The following is a 15780-nucleotide window of genomic DNA, read 5'->3' as shown; positions in this document are numbered from 1 at the left end:
ATGACAACCATCGACCTGACCAAGCTCGCCACCGACGCCGTCGCCAAGTACGTGGAGGACGGCTCGTTCCAGAAGATGCTGGAGAAGGGCATCAAGGGCGCCCTGGAGAGCGTCATCAACGACGCCACGGGCTACGGCTCGCCGTTCCGCAAGGAGATGGCCGACGCCGTGAAGGGCGCGCTCCACATCCGCGCCGACGCACTCAACCTCCCTGCCTATAACCAGACGGTCATCGGCATCATCCGGAACCGCCTGGACGAAGTCGTGAACGAGCAACTCCGCGACAAGCTGCAGAAGGACTTGGACGCCCTCCTGGTCGACGCCCCGAAGGAGATCACCCTCACCAAGCTGGTGAAGGATTTCAAGGTGTGGCTGCGCAAGGAGAAGTTCCACTCCGATAGCGCCTGCACCGTCATCGTCGAGAAAACCGAATACGGCTCCCATTGGATCAAGCTCGATCCGAAGAAGTATCAGCAGTCGTATTCCTGCCAGTTCCGGATCGGCATCGACTCCGACGGCGAAGTATTCAGCTTGTCCGACAGCGGCGTCGATATGCAGAAGGCCGTCTTGTCCAAGACGCTCATCGGCTTCCCCCGCGACCTGTTCCAGCTGATGGCCGCCGGCACGAAGATCGTCATCGACTCCATGGACATCGACGACTCCATGGAGTCCTACGAGGACGACGAAGAGGAGGACATCTGAGATGGCCTCCAAGGATAAGCCCCGGCTTTCCGTCCCCCCCTCCAAGCGGATCGCCCTGTTCCGCTCCCGCGCCGCCATCGTCGAGAGCCTCTTCGCTGCCGGCAGGCTCACTCCCATGGAACGCCGGGAGGCGCTGGCGACCGCCACGGCGGAAGCGGGCATCCCCTCGCTATCCTTCCAGGTCATCAACCCCGGCAAGTCGACCGGCCTCCAGATGACCGAAGAGCAGCGCAAGGAGCGTCGTCGGGAGAAGGACCGCCGCCGCTACTGGCGCAACAAGAAGGCCGCGATGAATGGGGAGGGCGTCGTCCATGGCTGACGCTGACCACCTCCCCGGACACACCGTCATCGATCTCCATGACGGCCGGATTCAACTGTCCTACCGCCGCCCCGACCGCCGGGGGATGTCGGACGAGTTCGTGCGCCTCCTCTACACGCCCGAGGCTGCGCTGGCGCTGGCGGCCGAGCTGACCGACACCGCCCGGTCCGTCAGCCCCAAAGGATCGGAGGGGTCGAATGGCTGACGACGCTCGCATCGAGCTGCCTCCGCTGGGCCGGCTGTTGCGCTCCGACATTCCTGCGCCGGGGCGTGCTGCCAACAAAGATCAAGAGCAGATGTTTGCCGCCCTGGAAGCCATTTCCTCTGCGGTGATGACGGAACCGCACTGGCGCGAACGCGCGGACGGACTCCTGGCCTGCATTGAGACGGTGCTTGTCGGCTGGACCGACATGCCGCGCGACGAAACCGGCTTCGGCATGTCGGGCATTCTCACGATCGTCATCGAGAAGCTGGAGGAGGCGGAGGTGGTCTGCCTCCAACAGGCGGCGATCTACGCACTCTGCATGCATGCGCCCTGGCGGGCCGCTGGCCGGGAGTGGCTGCTTCCTCACCGCAAGACCGAGCTCGCCGACTGGGTCAAGGATCGCCCGACCTATCGCCGCCTCGCCCGACTGGTGGGTATGGCGCACCGGGACGTGCCGTCATGGCTGAAGGAGGTTGCCCGATGAAAAGCCTCACGCCCCTTAACTTCGAGGACCACGCTATGCGCGTGGTCAGCATCAGCGGCGAACTCTGGTTTGTCCTGGTGGACGTCTGCGTCGCTCTGGACATCAGCAATCCGGCGACCGCCGCCGGCCGGCTGAACGCAGACGAACGGAACTCGGCCTCCATCCAGACCGCCGGCGGCCCCCAGGACATGACCATCATCAACGAGATGGGGTTGTGGTCGCTGGTGATGACAAGCCGGAAGCCGAGCGCCCAGCGGTTCAAGGCATGGCTGGCGTCGGTAGCAATCCCGTCGCTCCATGCGGGCCGGCAGGATGGGCAGGTTCCGGCGCCGCAGAACCTGCCGGCGAATGCCGCCACCTCTCTGCCTATGGCGGTATTTGCGTTCGAAGGCCTCGATGTCCGGGTGACCGACCAGTCCGGCGATCCCTGGTTCGTTCTGGCCGACGTGTGTCGGGTGCTGGAGTACACCGACAGTGCGCAGGCCGCCCGCAATCTAGAGGACGACGAAATCCATACCCTGCACAATATGCAGGGTATCACCGGGAGCCGGAACGGCATCGTCAAGCTTGTCAACGAATCCGGCCTGTACAGCCTGATCCTGACCAGCCGGAAGCCGGCGGCGAAGCGGTTCAAGAAGTGGGTCACGGCCGAAGTCCTGCCCTCGATCCGCAAGACCGGGGGATACGGCACTCCCGCCCAGAAGCTTGACCTGAACGACCCGGCCCAACTGCGCGCTCTGCTGCTGACCTATTCCACCGAGGTCGAAACGACCAAGAAGGCGCTGGCCGTCGCCAAGGAGGAGGCCTCCGTCGCCTCCGGCGCCCTTGACCGCATCGCCGGAGCCGACGGCTCCCTTACCGCCACCCAGGCGGCCAAGGATCTGCAGGTCCCCCGGCATGTTCTCCTCACCTACATGCGCACCAACCGCTGGGTCTACCGGCCCCGTGGTTGCGCAGACGACCTGCCTTATCAGGACCGGATCGAGTCTGGCTACCTGACCCTGAAGGTGGAAGTCCTCCCACGCGACGATGGGACGGAGAAGGTCATCCAGCGAGCGCGCATCACGCCCAAGGGGCTGACGAAACTGGCCCAGGTGGTTCCTGGCGCCCGCCGCATCGGAGGCAAGGATGCCCATTGACCTGAAACCCCGGCACCAGAAGGTGCTGGACGCTCTGCTGACCGGCGATCCTGCCGAAGTCGGCCTCAAATCCGCCGAGGTCGGCGCCAAGCTGGGCCTGACGTCCGGCAACGTCGGCCGCGCCCTGTGGGACCTCTTGGAGGCGGGCCTCGTCGTCTATGCCGGCACGGACGGACATCGCCGATACGCGAAGGCTCCCGCCGCCCCGGCCGCGACGGCGACAAATGCCTCAGCTCCCGCGCTCGTCGGCTGGCTGGACACGCTCGCCCCGTTGGCGCGTGAGGCTGTGTTCATGGTCATGCGGGACGCGAGGGCTGAAGTGGACCGCCTTCATGCAAAGGCGCGCGACCTCTCGCCTCCCGCTGGCACAATCTCGGTCGGCGGCGCCGATTTTGATTACTCGGTAATCGCCGAAGGATTGAGCGCTTACCTTCGTCACATCAACCATGGCGACACTCCTGACGCGGCGTTGGTGGTGGCGAGGGAGAGCATGGAGACCTGCGTGTCGTCGTTCAACGCGAGGCGCGGGAATGACTATGTAGTCCATCGCTACGCCAAGACGGGGCAGGACAAGATGGCCCTCTGGCACGCCAAGCTGACGAAGGCCGCAACGCAATCTGTCACCCAGGCGCTAGCCCCCGCCACCACCGAGCCCCACGTTCGCGCCCCGGCCGCGCCGGAAATCCCCCCGCTCGTCCTCGATCAGGCCGCCGGCAACGCCTGGAACCTCTACAACGCGGACTGCGTCTCCTTCTCCCGCAACCTGCCCGACAACAGTGTCGATCTGGCCGTCTACAGCCCGCCGTTCAGCAACCTCTACGTCTACTCCGAATCGGTCGCCGATCACGGGAACTGCGCCACCGACGCCGAGTTCTTCGACCACTACCGGCATCTCGTCCGGGAGAAGTTCCGCGTCCTCCGACCAGGCCGGCTGACGGCGATCCACGTCAAGGATCTGGTCTACTACCAGAACAGCAGCGAGGACGGCTCCGCCGGTCTCCGCGCTTTCTCCGACGGCTGCACCAAGGTCCATCAGGAGGAGGGCTTCTCCTTCCACTGCCGGATCACGATCTACCGGGACCCGGTGCTGGAGCGGGCAAAGACCAATGCCCACGGCCTGCTGTGGAAGACCTTCCAGGGCGACTCCAGTTTCTGCCGCGTCGGCATGCCCGAGTACCTGATGGTCTACCGGAAATGGGCCAAGCCGGGTGAGGAGGACCTCGTCCGCCCGGTCACCCACCCGAAGGCCGTTGTGCCGCTCGCTCGTTGGCAGGACCTCGCCTCACCGGTCTGGCGGACCAACGACATCGACCTGTGGCTGCCCTACGGCGATCCGCGGTCGACACCCTTCTCCCAGGTCTGGAACCTGCGGGAGCCCGGCCGCGGTGATGGCGACCTCCCCACCACCGACGTGCTGAACGTCGCAGTGGCGAAGGACGACCGGGCCGAGCGTCACCTCTGCCCCATGCCGCTGAACATCACCAAGCGCGCCCTGGAGTTGTACACGAACAAGGGAGATGTCGTGTGGTCCCCCTACGCTGGCATCGGGTCGGAGGGCGTCTCCGCCCTGTCCATGGGCCGCAAGTTCATCGGCACCGAGCTGAACCCGACCTACTTCCGCCAGGGCGCCAAGTTCCTCTCCGAGGAGGAGAAGCTCAGCGCCTACGGGTCGCTCTTCGATCTGGTGGAGGCATCATGGTGAAGTCGATCAAGGGCGTTGGGTCGCTCTTCGACCGTCCGCCTCCCACCCCGGCGGAGACCCTTGCCCGGCTGACCGCTCAGGCCGCCGCCGGCACCCTCTCCATCCAGGACATCCCCGGCTGCGAGATCGCCAAGCGGGCCATGGAGATCGCCGCCATCGGCAACCACACCGCGGCGCTGATGGGGGAGACGGATACCGATCGGCACCTCCTCGGCCTGCTGGCGATTGCCTTCCATCAGTCCGGGGTGCCTGTGACGATGGTGTCCCCTGCTGACGCCCCGGAGGTCGCGGTTTACTGCGCCATCCCTGACGTGGATTTCATGCTCCCGCCGCCGGCCGAGCGGACCGCCAGCCACACCGCCCGGATCGCTGCGACCAAGCCCCGTGTGGCCGATCTGCATGTGGACCATCCCGCCCGTCAGCTGCTGGACGAAGGGAAGCTCCACGGCGTCATCGACGAGGCTGGCGCGGCAAGAGTTGTCCGGGTCGCTCACACCATTGCCGCGATGGATGGCGCTCGGATGACCATCCGGCGGCACGTCGCCGAGGCACTCACCTACGTCTACCCCTACGCTGACGGCGCTCCCCCGGCTGACTTCCTGCCCATCAGCACCGCGCCGCGAGACGGGACGCTGGTCAAGCTGGCCGCCTTCGACGCCAAGGGGCAGTTGGAGGCCTCTGTCGAGATGCGCTGGAAGGCCGATGCCAGGAACCCGCTGTTCCCCGGCGTCGTCGGCTTCTGGGTCACGCCGGACTTCCCCGGCCCGCACTCCTTCACCTGGAACGAATCCGATCCCGACGCCGCGCCCACGCACTGGCGCCCCGTCCGGACGAACTGAGGTATCCCGACATGAAGCACGCACGCGCCGATTACGACCGCATCCAAGACACCGCCGGCATCATCCCGGCCGATGAACCGGTCTTCCTGATCCGCGGACAGGACGCCGTTGGCGCTGCCGCAGTCCGCGCCTGGGCCGATCTGGCGGAGGCCGCCGGCGCAAAGCCGGACATCCTCTTCGTTACCCGCGCCCATGCTGACCGGATGGAGGCCTGGGCCATCAAGAAGACGCCGGACTTGCCGGCCGCCCCGGTCTCCGCATCACCCCAGGCGCTGGCCGCCTCCTATCGCGTCGGCTTTATGATCCCGGAGGGCCTCCACCCGAACACCGCCACGTTGGTCCGCGACTTCGCCGAGGCGATGGCGAAGAAGCTCCGCGCCTTCGAGGTCAAGCACGGCTGGACGGCCAACTGGATGCGTCCGGACTGGCGCGGCGAACTGGCGGCCGAGCTGCTCCGCCACGTCCACAAGGGCGATCCCATCGACGTGGCCGCCTATGCTGCCTTCGCGTGGTTCCATGGGTGGAGCGTCACGCCGGCCGAGGCGTCCGCCACATCTGGCGGGCATGGCGCGAGCCCCCGTCTCGCCGAAGAGATCGCTCGCGAGATGGCGAACGAGATGGTCCGCGCGCGCAACACGCTGAACAACTTCGTCAGAGAAAGCGCCGATCCTGGCGCCGATGCCATGGCAAGCCTGTGGTGCATGGGCCAACTGCTGGCCAAGGCGCACGCCGCCGGGCTGCTGCCGGACAATCCCACCGCCACCCCCGCTTACGACCCGCTCCGCCGCATCGACTATCCCGAAGGCCGGTTCGGCCCGGCCATGCTGGACGGCGACGACGAGATGACCAGCAAGGAGCTGAAGCTGATCGCCAAGAGCCACGGCTTCGACCTCCGCCTGAAGGTGGAGGAGTGGGACGACGGCCTCCGCGACATGGTCATCGACGACACCTTCGGCGCGGCCCTGGAGGCTGCGTGCCCGCCCCAGGTCGACAAGGACGGCTACCAGCTCGTTGGCGCCTGGGACAGCGAGGATGGCGATCTGGTGCTGGCCTATGTGCGCCCGCTGGTGGCGGACGCCAAGTCGGAGGGCTCCGCCAATGGCTGACCACGCTAAAGCCCCACCGCGCTTCATCGCCGGCACCTGCTCTGTGTGCGGCGCCTCCACGTACGAGGAGGCGGAGACCCGCTGCCAAGTCACCCGCGACTGCTCCGATGAATACGAGTGCAAGGGCGGCGCTGTCGATGAATACGAGCTTGGCGCCGTACTGACCGGCGGCCCGCTCCACTTCCACAACCCGGCCCTCACGGAATGGGAAGATCGCCAGTTCGCCAGCCAGAGGGGTCGGTCATGACCCGAGACGAAGCCCGCGCCCTCTGGGCCTCCAGCGGCCTGGACTACAGCGTCCTGACCCACGAATTGCTCCACCGCCTCGTCAGCCTGATCGACGCGGAGCTGAGGGCGAAACCCCTTTTTCGCGACTACCGGATGAACCGCTCCCTCAGCCTCCGTTTCAAGGGCGAGAAGCCCATCCAGGCGGAGCTGCGGTGCCGGGGCTTCTACTTCCGCAGCCGGGAGGCGGTGACCTTCCAGTCAGACGGCTTCATCGGGTTCTGCGGCTGGGCCTCCGACGAGAACGCTGCGCCCATTCTGGAGGGCTTCCGGAAGTGGGTTGCCAGCCTTCAGCGGGATGAGTTGGACGTGCCGTGCCGGGCACCCGCCATCACCCAGCGAATGCTGGGTGCTGGGCACGCCGCGTTCCGCGCCTCCGTCGCGTCGGGAGTCGCCCGCAAACCGAACCACAACGCTCACGACGAGCTTCTTGCCGCCGTTTACCGCGCTATGGCGGTCGCCCGAGGCGCCGACGCCCTCGGCTCCACCCTGAACGACGGGAGGGGCGCATGACCACCCCCACCACCGAATGGACCCATGACGCTCTGGCCGACGATCTGGCGGGCCATGTGGGCTACAGCAACCGCCTGACCTTCACGGACATGCAGCTCGGCCCGTCCGGCTCCCCCCGGCCCGATGTCTACTGCCTGCCCACGACCTACAGCCGGTTTTGCCCGATCGCCTACGAGTGCAAGGTGTCCGTCTCGGACTTCCGCGCCGATGTCACGCACGGCAAGTGGCAGACCTATCTGCCGTTCGCCTCCGCCGTGATCTTCGCCACCCCGGCCGGGCTGATCGGCAAGCAGGATATCCCGGCCGGCTGTGGCCTCATGGCGCGCGGTCCGAACGGCTGGCGCACCGTCAAGGCTCCGACGCTCCGTCCGGTCGAGAACCTTCCCCTCCAGGCCTGGCAGAAGATGCTGTTCGACGGCATCGAGCGGGCCGAGCGGTTCCGGAAGGCCGAACCCCGCAAGGCTCACGACTGGCTGGTGCGTGACCGTCTGGCGAAGGAGCTGGGCGCAGACGTTGCCGCCGTCTTCACCAACCGGGAGGCCATTGCCAAGGCGGCCGGCGAGATCGCCGCAGCGTTGGGGATGGACACCGACTGCGCCACCTTCGACCGCTCCGATGTGTGGCAGGTCCGAAACTTGGGCTATTACGCCACGCAGACGGCCGAGGTCTGGCAGAGGCTGGCGGCCCTGCTGGGCTTGGAGTCCCGCTGGCCGGGCTATCGCGATCTCAGGGAGGCGGAGGCCCGCCTGTCCCGTCTGGACGCCAGCATGGCCGCCGAGCGTGCGCTCGAAGCCCTGGACGACATCCAGCGCACCATCGACCGCGCACGGGAGAAGCTGACCGGTGACCAGCCGGCGAAGGCAGAGGTGACGGCATGACCCTCACCGATCCCGAACGGAAGATCATCATCGGCGCCCTGGGTCTCTCCTACTCGGACAAGCCCTATCGGAACCACTTCAACGCGCCCGAAACCTCTGCCTCTCGCGAGCTGTGCATCGACATGGCCCGCCGCGGCCTTCTGGAGCGCGCCACCCCCTCGTCCGACTGGTTCTACGTCACCGCCGAAGGCGCTGGCGCAGTCGGTCACACCCTGCCGAAGGAGGCATAAGGGATGAACTTCTCCTTCGCCCCGCCCCTGGTGTCCTTCGACCCGATCGACCTGGGCGACCTCAACCAGTGCCTCACCGATTGGGGCCACAAGATGGGACCGTGGCTGCGCCCCAGCTACGGCGACGACTGGTTCTTCGGCATGCGCCACAACGGGCAGCTGGTGGCGGTCACCGCCTCCTGTGCGCTGATGACGCCCCGCTGCGCCGCCGGCCTCTCCCGCACCGAAGCCTTCGAGCTTGGCCGCGTCTGCGCCGCCGCTCCTGACTGGTGCCGCGCCATCCTCCGGCTGTGGCGGATGACGGTCTATCCGGCCCTGTGCGCCACCCGTGGCTACCAGTGGGCTATCAGCTACCAGGACGCCGTCCTCCACCGCGGCGACCTCTACCGGCATGACGGATGGGTACGGCTCGCCTTCTCTCGTGGCGCCTCGTCCACCGATCCCAGGACGGGCCGCAAGGGGCGCGACAAGTGGGTCTGGGGCTGGCATCCGGACCCGCTCGTTCGCCGGCTGGCCCGGATGGATGAAGCGGTTGCGGCCGCCATTGAGGCGCGCCTGGAAAGCCGTCGGGAGGCGCTGTCATGAACCTCCGGATCCTGAAGAAGCTGTCGAAGAAGGCCGCCCCGCTGTTGGCCCATTTCGGTGTCGGGCCGGACGAAATGTTCCTGGCAACCAAGGGGGAGAACTACATCGGCGGGACCCTCATCATGGACCGATCCTGTTGGGAGCGCGGCCGGTCTGTCCATGCCCGCTGCATTGGCCAGCACCAGCACAAGAAGCCCGCCGCCGACGGTCGCGGGTGGGTCTACATGAACCCGCCATCCCACCCCCTCAAAGGCACGCCGATGGTCGGGCGCATGTCCGGCGGCGAAGAGCCCGAGTGGGACGAGTGTACCGCCCTCGACGAGCTTCGCTGGTGCGTCCGCTGGTCCGGCAAGCCCCGCACGATGACCGACGCCGAATGGGCGCTGGCGAAGCGGATCACGGGCGCACGCCCGATCACCCCCGCCGAGATCGACGAGATGATGGCCGATATGGACGACCCGATGTCCTGCGACTTCGATTCGATGGAAGAGGAGCTACCGCTATGACCGGCATGGGACACAACTCCGGAAGCGCTGGCTGCGACGTCGGCGGCATCGCGGCGGATCGCCTGAAGTCCTTCGTGGAGCGCATCGAGCGTCTCGAAGAGGAAAAGAAGGGGCTGCAGGACGACATCAAGGAAGTCTACGCCGAGGCGAAGGGCACCGGTTTCGACACCAAGATCATCCGGCAGATCATCCGCCTGCGGAAGATGGACAAGGCCGACCGCCAGGAGCAGGAAGCCATCCTCGAACTCTACAAGGAAGCCTTGGGGATGGTGGAATGACCAGCCAGGGCGCCGCCACCAACCCCATGAGTGCTTGGAGCCGCCTGCGGACGCTGCTTGTCCGCCGCCGGCTTCAGCTGGGGCTTCGTCAGGAGGATGTAGCCCGCATGGGTGCCTTCGGCCTGCGCTCTCTGGAGCGTTGGGAGAACGGCGACTCGGAGCCGGGCGCTTTCGCGATGTTCCGGTGGTGTTCCGCCCTGGGCGTCATCCTCACCCCCTCAATCGACACCATCAACGCGCCGGTCACCGATCCGACGCCCATTACCGTGGGAGGCTAAACATGGCCGAAACGACCCTCCCGGATCCCCTGGTTCCGGCCGAAGTGGACCTGACCGACTTCAAATTCATGCCGTTGGAGGTCGCTCGCCTGCTCGATAGCGAGATCATGGCGCTTGAGGATGCCGAGTCGTTCCGGGCTGGCGTCGCGTCATGGTGCAAAGGATGGCACCAAATCCCGGCCGCGAGCCTGCCGAACGACGATGGCGCGCTGTGCAAGACGCTCGGTTACGGTCGAGATCTGAAAACCTGGGCCAAGCTGCGCAGGGCCGGCGCACTGCGCGGCTGGATACTCTGCGCCGATGGGCGCCTTTATCACCCCATCGTTGCCGAGAAGGCCCTGGAAGCGTGGCTGGAGAAGCTGGCGCAGCGGTTGAGCAGCGGTGCTGGCAACGCCAAGCGTTGGGGCATCGAGTTCGACGCAACCCAGATAAATGAACAGGTTGCGACCGCGCGGCGGTTCCTGACGGCACTCAATCCGCAGTCCAAGGCGCTGACCAAGCGCAAGCCGCCGGCAATCCTGACGGGAAACCGGTCGGCAGTCCCGCAGGATGTCCCGGCCGATCTCCCGAACGAAGTCCCACAAGATGATGATCGGCAATCCCGGCAGGACTCCCGGCAGGATAACGGTCGGGACTCCCGGCAGGATCGCAAGAGACAGAGACAGGGACAGAGACAGGGAGATCTTAGCCTTGCCTCAGGAGATAAATCTCCTTCGGCGGCGGCTAAGGCGCGCGAGGACGCGCTTTGCCAGCCGGCCGGAATTTCTGACGGGGATTTGACTGATTCCGTCGAAACCGTGTTTTCCGCCGTTGCGCGGTCTGCGGAAAACTGGTTCGATGCCGTTGAGCGTGACCGCCACGACGGCGACGAGGTGGTCATCCGAGGCTGGTTGGAGCTGGCCGGAAGCGCTGGATTGTCGGACGCGGATGCTGTCCAGGCCATCGCCGAGGCCATCGATCGCCAGTTCGAGCGGCTGTCCAAGCGACCCCGCGTCGGCATGCCGGTCTCCCTGGAGCTGATCGACAAGGACGTTCGGGCCGCGATATCCGCCGCCCGGCGCAATCCGTCAAAAGTGGCGGATGAGACCCGCGCCCCGGAGCCCTACGCCGCTCGTTTCACCGCAACGCAGTGGACCACATGGCTGAAGCCCTGCACGGTCAGCGTCGCGGATGGGGTCGCCACCATCACCGCCCCCACCATGGTCATCGCTGACCGCCTCCGCGTTCATCACGATCAGGACCTGCGGGTCTGTCTCGATGTGGACGCGGTCGAAGTTGTCGCCGCCCCCCGGCGCAAGGGCGCGTCTGCCACCATCATCCCCCATCCCGCGACTGTTGCGGAGGCCTCGAAATGAGCCGCACCAAGGCCACCAACGCCGCCCTGCCTGGGCAGCGCAAGCGGGAGCGCATCGCTCCCCCCGATCCCGAAACCCTCGCCATCCGAGGCCAGCACAAGGCCGTGGAGCACGCCGGCTCTGCGATCCTGCGCCCGTCCCACGACCGCAGCGTGATCGACGCAGACGGCGGAGTGGGCAGCCCGTACCGCGTCGTGGATATCCTCCACGCCCTCCAGCGGAAGGAGGAAATCCAGGCGTGGCATGTCGAAGCTGGCGAGCACTTCCAGACCAGCTTCGGCATCGCGCACCTTGACCCCCTCAAGGCGGCCGACCTGTCCCGCGGCGGCGGTGGTGCCCTTCGGGACCAACCGGCCAAGGTCTACCGGGCGCGGGAAGATGTGGGCTCTGCAGTCCGCGCTCTCGGCGGGATGGGCAGCCCGGCCGCGAACGCCGTATGGGACATCCTCGGTCAGGGGATGACGGTCAAGGAGCACGCCGAGCGGACCATCTTCGGCACAGGGCGCAGCCTTAACCCGACGGCGGCCAAGGGCGTCTTGGTGGCGGCCTTGGGGGTGCTGGCGTGGCATTACGGCTACGACCCGGAAAGCCGTCGGCAGCGCATGGGCAGAGTTGGGGAGGCTGTCGACTTCGGTGTGACCGATGCAGACGCCTGGGGAGCGGCTGAGGCTCGTGCGGCGGCAAGCGGCAAGCCATCGACTGGCACTTGACCCCGATAAAATTTTCAATTACCACTTATGACACTCACAAAAAGTGTTTCTGCGCCTCGCCGGGCTAGCCCGTGCGGGGCGTTTTGCTTTTGGGGATCGCCTCCATGGACAATCTGCCCTTACCGATCCCCGATGTTGGGGAAACGCTGACCCGTATCTCCATCCTGTCCCCCGCCGCCCAGGTCGCTGCCGTCATCGGCATTGCCTGCATCGCGGTCGCCTGGATCTGGACGCGCCGTCCGCAGCCCGGCCCCGGCAACGAGACCTTCCAGCTCGTCATCGCCTCGATGACGGAGCAGGCGAAGGCCACCAATGCTCTGGCCGAACAGGTCGAGCGGCTCGTGGAGCAGAATGCCGTCATCATTGCCCGTCCGCCGGCCGGCATTGTGGAGCGGATGTGCTGACCATGAGCAATTTCGCTATCAAACAGGCCGCCGACGCCGCTGTGGCCTCCGACCTCGCCGTTGAGGCCCGCATGCTCCTGTTCAAGTCGGCGCTGACCGTGGGTGATGCGGCTCGCATCCAGGCTGCCCGGCAGGATGCGGAGGACGCCTTCGCCGCTCGACTTGACGCTCACACCGCGCTGTATGCCACAGCCAAGATGATTGACGGAGGTCGGTGACCATGGATCGCAAGCCCCTCTCGCAGTCCATGGCCGACGCCGCGGACCTGATTGACTGCGTCGCCCAGTGTGAGGCGTACCGCCACGCAACCCAGATGATCGGGCCGGCCCTGGAGCGCATCGACGGTCGTATGCCGACTGGGGCGATGGATAGCTTCACAGCCACGTCACAGCGACTGACCGAAGGCTGATCCATGGCTTCGCGGCTCCGCTCCCTGCGCTCTCCGTTGTCCATCTTGGACACCCGCACCGGCAAGGCTCTAGCGCCCGCCGCATCGGAACAGGATCGCAAGCGCCGCCATGACGAGACTCGCGGTTCGGCCCATCAGCGCGGCTACGACCGTGACTGGGAGAAGCTGCGAGATGCGGTGGTGATCGAACGGGGTTGCCGCTGTGAGGCTTGCGGCGCCATCGTCGTGCTGCGCAAGCGCGAGGCCACAGCCACCACACCGGTTGCTGAGGTGGACCACATCGAGAGCATCACCGACAGGCCCGACCTCCGGCTGGAGCGTTCGAACCTGCGGGTGCTGTGCAAGCCCTGCCACTCGGGGCGGACGGCCAGGGATCATGGGTTCGCGCGGTCCGCCTGAGGGCGGGCATCTGGCACGCCGTTTGCGGCCATGGGTAGGGGGTGGTTGAAACCCCAAGGGCGGCCGACCGGCGGACCGCGTCCCCTCCCACGCGCAGAATTTTTCCCCGCCAACGATGGCTGGAGGAATTTGCTAATGTCTCTGACGCCAAAGCAGCGCCGCTTCGTTGAAGCCTATCTCCTTGATCCTAATGGGAAACAGGCGGCTATCGCGGCCGGTTACAGCGAGAAAAATGCCGCCGTCGAGGCAAGCCGTTTGCTAACCCATGCTAAGGTGGTCGCGGAGCTGGAACGGCGTAGGAAAATTGTCTCCACGCGTTCTGGCGTCACCCCCGAGATGGTGATTGCTGAGCTTGCGAAACTTGGCTTCAGCGACATCCGGCAGGTCGTGCAGTGGCGCGCGAACGTTCGGCAGGTTGCAGAAGATCCGGACACCGGAGAACCGGTCTTGGAGATTGGCAACGAGGTGGTGATCACCGATAGCGCCAAGCTTTCGGATACTGCGGCGGCGGCCATTCTGGAGATCTCCCAGACCAAGGACGGCACCTTGAAAGTGCGGATGCACGACAAGCTGGGCGCCCTGGTGAAGATCGGCCAGCACTTCGGCATGTTCCGCCCGGTCGCGGCACCGGAGGAGAAGGGCAAGAAGGAGAAGGCCGCCGAGGATGCTCGCGCCGCAACCTCCTCCGATGCTTGGGGTGATGATCTCGCCTTCAACGGCGCGAGGCCGAACTGATGACCGGCTGGAACACCGCCTGTCTCGACTGGGAGGACCGAATCCTCTCCGGTCGGTCGCTGGTGCCCGACCTTCCGTTGAACCGGGAGGAGGCGGCCAAGGCCGTTCGCATATTCAACCGGCTCCGCCTACCCGATGTGATCGGCACGCCGACGCTGGCTGAAGCGACGGGGGACTGGTTCCGCGACATCGTCTCGGCGTTGTTTGGGTCCTACGATCCGGTAACGCACTGCCGCGCGATCCAAGAGGTGTTTCTCCTGGTGCCCAAGAAGAACGGCAAATCGACCAACGCAGCAGCAGTGATGGTGACGGCGGCCATCATCAACCGCCGGCCCGAGGCCGAGTTGTTGCTCGTTGCGCCGACGAAGGAGATCGCCGACATCTCGTTCCGGCAGGCCGCCGGCATGATCCGCACCGATGAGGCGCTGAAGAAGCTGTTCCACCCGCAGCGACATATCCGGACGATCACGCACCGGATCAGCGGCGCGGCCATCAAGATCGTTGCCGCCGACACCGACGCGGTGACCGGAGCGAAAGCCACCTTCATCCTGATCGACGAGACCCACGTCTTCGCCAGCAAGCCGCGCGCGGCCGATGTCTTTGTCGAGCTGCGCGGCGCCCTGGCGGCCCGGCCGGACGGGTTCCTCTTCCAAATCTCGACGCAGAGCAAGACGCCGCCGGCGGGCGTGTTCAGATCGGAGCTGGGAACGGCCAGACGTGTGCGTGATGGGCAACAGCAACTGCCGTTGCTGCCCGTCATCTACGAGCTGCCGACTCACATCGCCAAGGACAAGGGGTGGGCCAAGGCCAAGCACATGGGCTTGGTCAACCCGAACCTCGGTCGATCGGTCAACACCGACTTCCTCGTGCGAGAGATGGGGAAGGCTGACCGCGAGGGCCCTGAGGCACTGGCTTTGTTCGCCTCCCAGCACCTCAACGTCGAGATCGGCCTGAATCTGCGATCCGACCGCTGGGCTGGCGCGGATCATTGGGAGGCGCGCGGCGACAAGGCGCTGACGCTCAAGGCGATCCTGGAGCGGTCGGAGGTGGTGGTCGTCGGCATCGACGGGGGCGGCCTGGATGATCTTCTCGGGCTCGCCATCCTTGGCCGGGACAAGGTCACGCGGGGATGGCTGTTGTGGGTCCACGCCTGGGCGCACCGCGGTGTGCTGGCCCGGCGGAAGGAAGAGGCGCCGCGACTCATCGACTTCGAGAAGGGTGGCGACCTGACCATCGTCGATAGTCTGCCCGACGACGTGACGCAGCTTGTCGACATCATCGCCGAGGTGGACGCTTCCGGTCTGTTGGCGTCGGTCGGCCTCGATCCGATGGGCGTTGGCGCCATCGTTGATGCGCTGGCCGAGCGGAAGATCGGCGGAGACGAAGACCCCTCTGGCAAGGATCGAGTGATTGGTGTCAGCCAGGGATGGAAACTGACCGGCGCCATCAAGACGGCCGAGCGAAAGCTGGTTGACGGCACCCTGACACACGCTGGGCAAGCGCTGATGGCTTGGTGTGTCGGTAATGCCAAGGTTGAGCCGCGTGGCAACGCGGTGATCATCACCAAGCAGGCAGCGGGTGCGGGCAAGATCGACGCCCTGATGGCGGCGTTCGACGCGGTCGCGTTGATGGCGACCAATCCAGCGTCGCAGGGCGGCACATCCGTCTACTTGTCGGCCGAAAGGGCCGATGGCTTCCTGACGATTTGAGGCGTCCATG

General features: G+C 66.1%; 24 protein-coding genes. All 24 read left to right on the top strand.

Features of this window, described 5'->3' with window-relative positions; all coding sequences use genetic code 11:
• The 24 genes from PWS46_RS05860 (at nucleotide 1) to PWS46_RS05745 (ending at nucleotide 15770) form a co-directional block, all read left to right on the top strand.
• Complete coding sequence (locus PWS46_RS05860) at nucleotides 1-702, top strand: hypothetical protein (RefSeq protein ID WP_434619294.1); 702 nt, start codon at nucleotides 1-3, stop codon at nucleotides 700-702.
• A gap of 1 nt (nucleotide 703) precedes the next feature.
• Nucleotides 704-1021 (top strand): hypothetical protein, encoded by a 318-nt coding sequence (locus PWS46_RS05855; protein WP_434619291.1) that lies wholly within the window; start codon nucleotides 704-706, stop codon nucleotides 1019-1021.
• Nucleotides 1014-1226 (top strand): hypothetical protein, encoded by a 213-nt coding sequence (locus PWS46_RS05850; protein WP_434619288.1) that lies wholly within the window; start codon nucleotides 1014-1016, stop codon nucleotides 1224-1226. Before PWS46_RS05855 ends, PWS46_RS05850 begins: the two co-directional genes overlap by 8 nt.
• Nucleotides 1219-1710: a hypothetical protein gene (locus PWS46_RS05845; RefSeq protein WP_434619285.1), complete on the top strand. Its 492-nt coding sequence runs from the start codon at nucleotides 1219-1221 to the stop codon at nucleotides 1708-1710. The genes PWS46_RS05850 and PWS46_RS05845 overlap by 8 nt, the downstream gene beginning before the upstream one ends.
• A complete protein-coding gene (locus PWS46_RS05840; RefSeq protein WP_434619282.1) occupies nucleotides 1707-2849 on the top strand; it encodes a BRO family protein in 1143 nt (380 codons plus the stop codon). The genes PWS46_RS05845 and PWS46_RS05840 overlap by 4 nt, the downstream gene beginning before the upstream one ends.
• Entirely contained in the window at nucleotides 2839-4551 is a 1713-nt protein-coding gene (locus PWS46_RS05835) for a DNA methyltransferase (RefSeq protein ID WP_434619279.1), read from the top strand. The genes PWS46_RS05840 and PWS46_RS05835 overlap by 11 nt, the downstream gene beginning before the upstream one ends.
• Nucleotides 4545-5390 (top strand): hypothetical protein, encoded by an 846-nt coding sequence (locus PWS46_RS05830; RefSeq protein ID WP_434619276.1) that lies wholly within the window; start codon nucleotides 4545-4547, stop codon nucleotides 5388-5390. The genes PWS46_RS05835 and PWS46_RS05830 overlap by 7 nt, the downstream gene beginning before the upstream one ends.
• A gap of 11 nt (nucleotides 5391-5401) precedes the next feature.
• On the top strand, nucleotides 5402-6496 hold the full coding sequence (locus PWS46_RS05825) for a hypothetical protein (RefSeq protein ID WP_434619273.1): 1095 nt from the start codon (nucleotides 5402-5404) through the stop codon (nucleotides 6494-6496).
• On the top strand, nucleotides 6489-6743 hold the full coding sequence (locus tag PWS46_RS05820; RefSeq protein ID WP_434619270.1) for a hypothetical protein: 255 nt from the start codon (nucleotides 6489-6491) through the stop codon (nucleotides 6741-6743). The genes PWS46_RS05825 and PWS46_RS05820 overlap by 8 nt, the downstream gene beginning before the upstream one ends.
• Nucleotides 6740-7294, top strand: coding sequence for a hypothetical protein (locus tag PWS46_RS05815; protein ID WP_434619267.1), 555 nt, complete (start codon nucleotides 6740-6742; stop codon nucleotides 7292-7294). The genes PWS46_RS05820 and PWS46_RS05815 overlap by 4 nt, the downstream gene beginning before the upstream one ends.
• Nucleotides 7291-8172 (top strand): hypothetical protein, encoded by an 882-nt coding sequence (locus tag PWS46_RS05810; protein WP_434619264.1) that lies wholly within the window; start codon nucleotides 7291-7293, stop codon nucleotides 8170-8172. Before PWS46_RS05815 ends, PWS46_RS05810 begins: the two co-directional genes overlap by 4 nt.
• Nucleotides 8169-8402, top strand: a complete 234-nt coding sequence (locus PWS46_RS05805) for a hypothetical protein (protein WP_434619261.1) — start codon at nucleotides 8169-8171, stop codon at nucleotides 8400-8402. Before PWS46_RS05810 ends, PWS46_RS05805 begins: the two co-directional genes overlap by 4 nt.
• 3 nt (nucleotides 8403-8405) lie before the next feature.
• Nucleotides 8406-8987, top strand: coding sequence for a hypothetical protein (locus PWS46_RS05800; protein WP_434619258.1), 582 nt, complete (start codon nucleotides 8406-8408; stop codon nucleotides 8985-8987).
• Nucleotides 8984-9493, top strand: coding sequence for a hypothetical protein (locus PWS46_RS05795; RefSeq protein ID WP_434619255.1), 510 nt, complete (start codon nucleotides 8984-8986; stop codon nucleotides 9491-9493). The genes PWS46_RS05800 and PWS46_RS05795 overlap by 4 nt, the downstream gene beginning before the upstream one ends.
• Nucleotides 9490-9771 (top strand): DUF2312 domain-containing protein, encoded by a 282-nt coding sequence (locus PWS46_RS05790; RefSeq protein WP_434619252.1) that lies wholly within the window; start codon nucleotides 9490-9492, stop codon nucleotides 9769-9771. Before PWS46_RS05795 ends, PWS46_RS05790 begins: the two co-directional genes overlap by 4 nt.
• Nucleotides 9768-10049 (top strand): helix-turn-helix domain-containing protein, encoded by a 282-nt coding sequence (locus PWS46_RS05785; RefSeq protein ID WP_434619249.1) that lies wholly within the window; start codon nucleotides 9768-9770, stop codon nucleotides 10047-10049. Before PWS46_RS05790 ends, PWS46_RS05785 begins: the two co-directional genes overlap by 4 nt.
• A 2-nt stretch (nucleotides 10050-10051) precedes the next feature.
• Nucleotides 10052-11404: a hypothetical protein gene (locus PWS46_RS05780; protein WP_434619247.1), complete on the top strand. Its 1353-nt coding sequence runs from the start codon at nucleotides 10052-10054 to the stop codon at nucleotides 11402-11404.
• Nucleotides 11401-12114: a hypothetical protein gene (locus PWS46_RS05775; RefSeq protein ID WP_434619244.1), complete on the top strand. Its 714-nt coding sequence runs from the start codon at nucleotides 11401-11403 to the stop codon at nucleotides 12112-12114. Before PWS46_RS05780 ends, PWS46_RS05775 begins: the two co-directional genes overlap by 4 nt.
• 104 nt (nucleotides 12115-12218) lie before the next feature.
• Complete coding sequence (locus tag PWS46_RS05770; protein ID WP_434619241.1) at nucleotides 12219-12518, top strand: hypothetical protein; 300 nt, start codon at nucleotides 12219-12221, stop codon at nucleotides 12516-12518.
• A gap of 2 nt (nucleotides 12519-12520) precedes the next feature.
• Nucleotides 12521-12736 (top strand): hypothetical protein, encoded by a 216-nt coding sequence (locus tag PWS46_RS05765; protein WP_434619238.1) that lies wholly within the window; start codon nucleotides 12521-12523, stop codon nucleotides 12734-12736.
• A 2-nt stretch (nucleotides 12737-12738) separates the two neighbouring features.
• Nucleotides 12739-12927: a hypothetical protein gene (locus PWS46_RS05760; protein WP_434619235.1), complete on the top strand. Its 189-nt coding sequence runs from the start codon at nucleotides 12739-12741 to the stop codon at nucleotides 12925-12927.
• 36 nt (nucleotides 12928-12963) lie between these two features.
• A complete protein-coding gene (locus tag PWS46_RS05755) occupies nucleotides 12964-13326 on the top strand; it encodes an HNH endonuclease (protein ID WP_434619232.1) in 363 nt (120 codons plus the stop codon).
• Nucleotides 13327-13461: 135 nt separating this feature from the next.
• Nucleotides 13462-14061, top strand: a complete 600-nt coding sequence (locus PWS46_RS05750) for a terminase small subunit (RefSeq protein WP_434619229.1) — start codon at nucleotides 13462-13464, stop codon at nucleotides 14059-14061.
• Nucleotides 14061-15770 carry a terminase large subunit gene (locus tag PWS46_RS05745; RefSeq protein ID WP_434619226.1) on the top strand — a complete coding sequence of 570 codons (1710 nt, stop codon included), beginning with the start codon at nucleotides 14061-14063 and terminating at the stop codon, nucleotides 15768-15770. The genes PWS46_RS05750 and PWS46_RS05745 overlap by 1 nt, the downstream gene beginning before the upstream one ends.
• The last annotated feature ends 10 nt before the right edge of the window (nucleotides 15771-15780 follow it).

The sequence above is a fragment of the Azospirillum sp. B2RO_4 genome (assembly GCF_051124815.1).
In the GTDB taxonomy this organism is placed as follows: domain Bacteria; phylum Pseudomonadota; class Alphaproteobacteria; order Azospirillales; family Azospirillaceae; genus Azospirillum.
The sequence above is the reverse complement of the archived record's forward strand: the minus strand, read 5'-3'. Positions and strand labels throughout refer to the sequence as shown.

What these genes read in the sequence shown, in the direction of transcription:
- PWS46_RS05750 (WP_434619229.1), top strand. Translation starts at nt 13,462, where the DNA reads ATGTCTCTGACGCCAAAGCAGCGCCGCTTCGTTGAAGCCTATCTCCTT.
- PWS46_RS05790 (WP_434619252.1), top strand. Translation starts at nt 9,490, where the DNA reads ATGACCGGCATGGGACACAACTCCGGAAGCGCTGGCTGCGACGTCGGC.
- PWS46_RS05800 (WP_434619258.1), top strand. Translation starts at nt 8,406, where the DNA reads ATGAACTTCTCCTTCGCCCCGCCCCTGGTGTCCTTCGACCCGATCGAC.
- PWS46_RS05815 (WP_434619267.1), top strand. Translation starts at nt 6,740, where the DNA reads ATGACCCGAGACGAAGCCCGCGCCCTCTGGGCCTCCAGCGGCCTGGAC.
- PWS46_RS05775 (WP_434619244.1), top strand. Translation starts at nt 11,401, where the DNA reads ATGAGCCGCACCAAGGCCACCAACGCCGCCCTGCCTGGGCAGCGCAAG.
- PWS46_RS05785 (WP_434619249.1), top strand. Translation starts at nt 9,768, where the DNA reads ATGACCAGCCAGGGCGCCGCCACCAACCCCATGAGTGCTTGGAGCCGC.
- PWS46_RS05845 (WP_434619285.1), top strand. Translation starts at nt 1,219, where the DNA reads ATGGCTGACGACGCTCGCATCGAGCTGCCTCCGCTGGGCCGGCTGTTG.
- PWS46_RS05855 (WP_434619291.1), top strand. Translation starts at nt 704, where the DNA reads ATGGCCTCCAAGGATAAGCCCCGGCTTTCCGTCCCCCCCTCCAAGCGG.
- PWS46_RS05825 (WP_434619273.1), top strand. Translation starts at nt 5,402, where the DNA reads ATGAAGCACGCACGCGCCGATTACGACCGCATCCAAGACACCGCCGGC.
- PWS46_RS05860 (WP_434619294.1), top strand. Translation starts at nt 1, where the DNA reads ATGACAACCATCGACCTGACCAAGCTCGCCACCGACGCCGTCGCCAAG.
- PWS46_RS05805 (WP_434619261.1), top strand. Translation starts at nt 8,169, where the DNA reads ATGACCCTCACCGATCCCGAACGGAAGATCATCATCGGCGCCCTGGGT.
- PWS46_RS05835 (WP_434619279.1), top strand. Translation starts at nt 2,839, where the DNA reads ATGCCCATTGACCTGAAACCCCGGCACCAGAAGGTGCTGGACGCTCTG.
- PWS46_RS05770 (WP_434619241.1), top strand. Translation starts at nt 12,219, where the DNA reads ATGGACAATCTGCCCTTACCGATCCCCGATGTTGGGGAAACGCTGACC.
- PWS46_RS05745 (WP_434619226.1), top strand. Translation starts at nt 14,061, where the DNA reads ATGACCGGCTGGAACACCGCCTGTCTCGACTGGGAGGACCGAATCCTC.
- PWS46_RS05840 (WP_434619282.1), top strand. Translation starts at nt 1,707, where the DNA reads ATGAAAAGCCTCACGCCCCTTAACTTCGAGGACCACGCTATGCGCGTG.
- PWS46_RS05765 (WP_434619238.1), top strand. Translation starts at nt 12,521, where the DNA reads ATGAGCAATTTCGCTATCAAACAGGCCGCCGACGCCGCTGTGGCCTCC.
- PWS46_RS05850 (WP_434619288.1), top strand. Translation starts at nt 1,014, where the DNA reads ATGGCTGACGCTGACCACCTCCCCGGACACACCGTCATCGATCTCCAT.
- PWS46_RS05795 (WP_434619255.1), top strand. Translation starts at nt 8,984, where the DNA reads ATGAACCTCCGGATCCTGAAGAAGCTGTCGAAGAAGGCCGCCCCGCTG.
- PWS46_RS05780 (WP_434619247.1), top strand. Translation starts at nt 10,052, where the DNA reads ATGGCCGAAACGACCCTCCCGGATCCCCTGGTTCCGGCCGAAGTGGAC.
- PWS46_RS05810 (WP_434619264.1), top strand. Translation starts at nt 7,291, where the DNA reads ATGACCACCCCCACCACCGAATGGACCCATGACGCTCTGGCCGACGAT.
- PWS46_RS05760 (WP_434619235.1), top strand. Translation starts at nt 12,739, where the DNA reads ATGGATCGCAAGCCCCTCTCGCAGTCCATGGCCGACGCCGCGGACCTG.
- PWS46_RS05820 (WP_434619270.1), top strand. Translation starts at nt 6,489, where the DNA reads ATGGCTGACCACGCTAAAGCCCCACCGCGCTTCATCGCCGGCACCTGC.
- PWS46_RS05830 (WP_434619276.1), top strand. Translation starts at nt 4,545, where the DNA reads ATGGTGAAGTCGATCAAGGGCGTTGGGTCGCTCTTCGACCGTCCGCCT.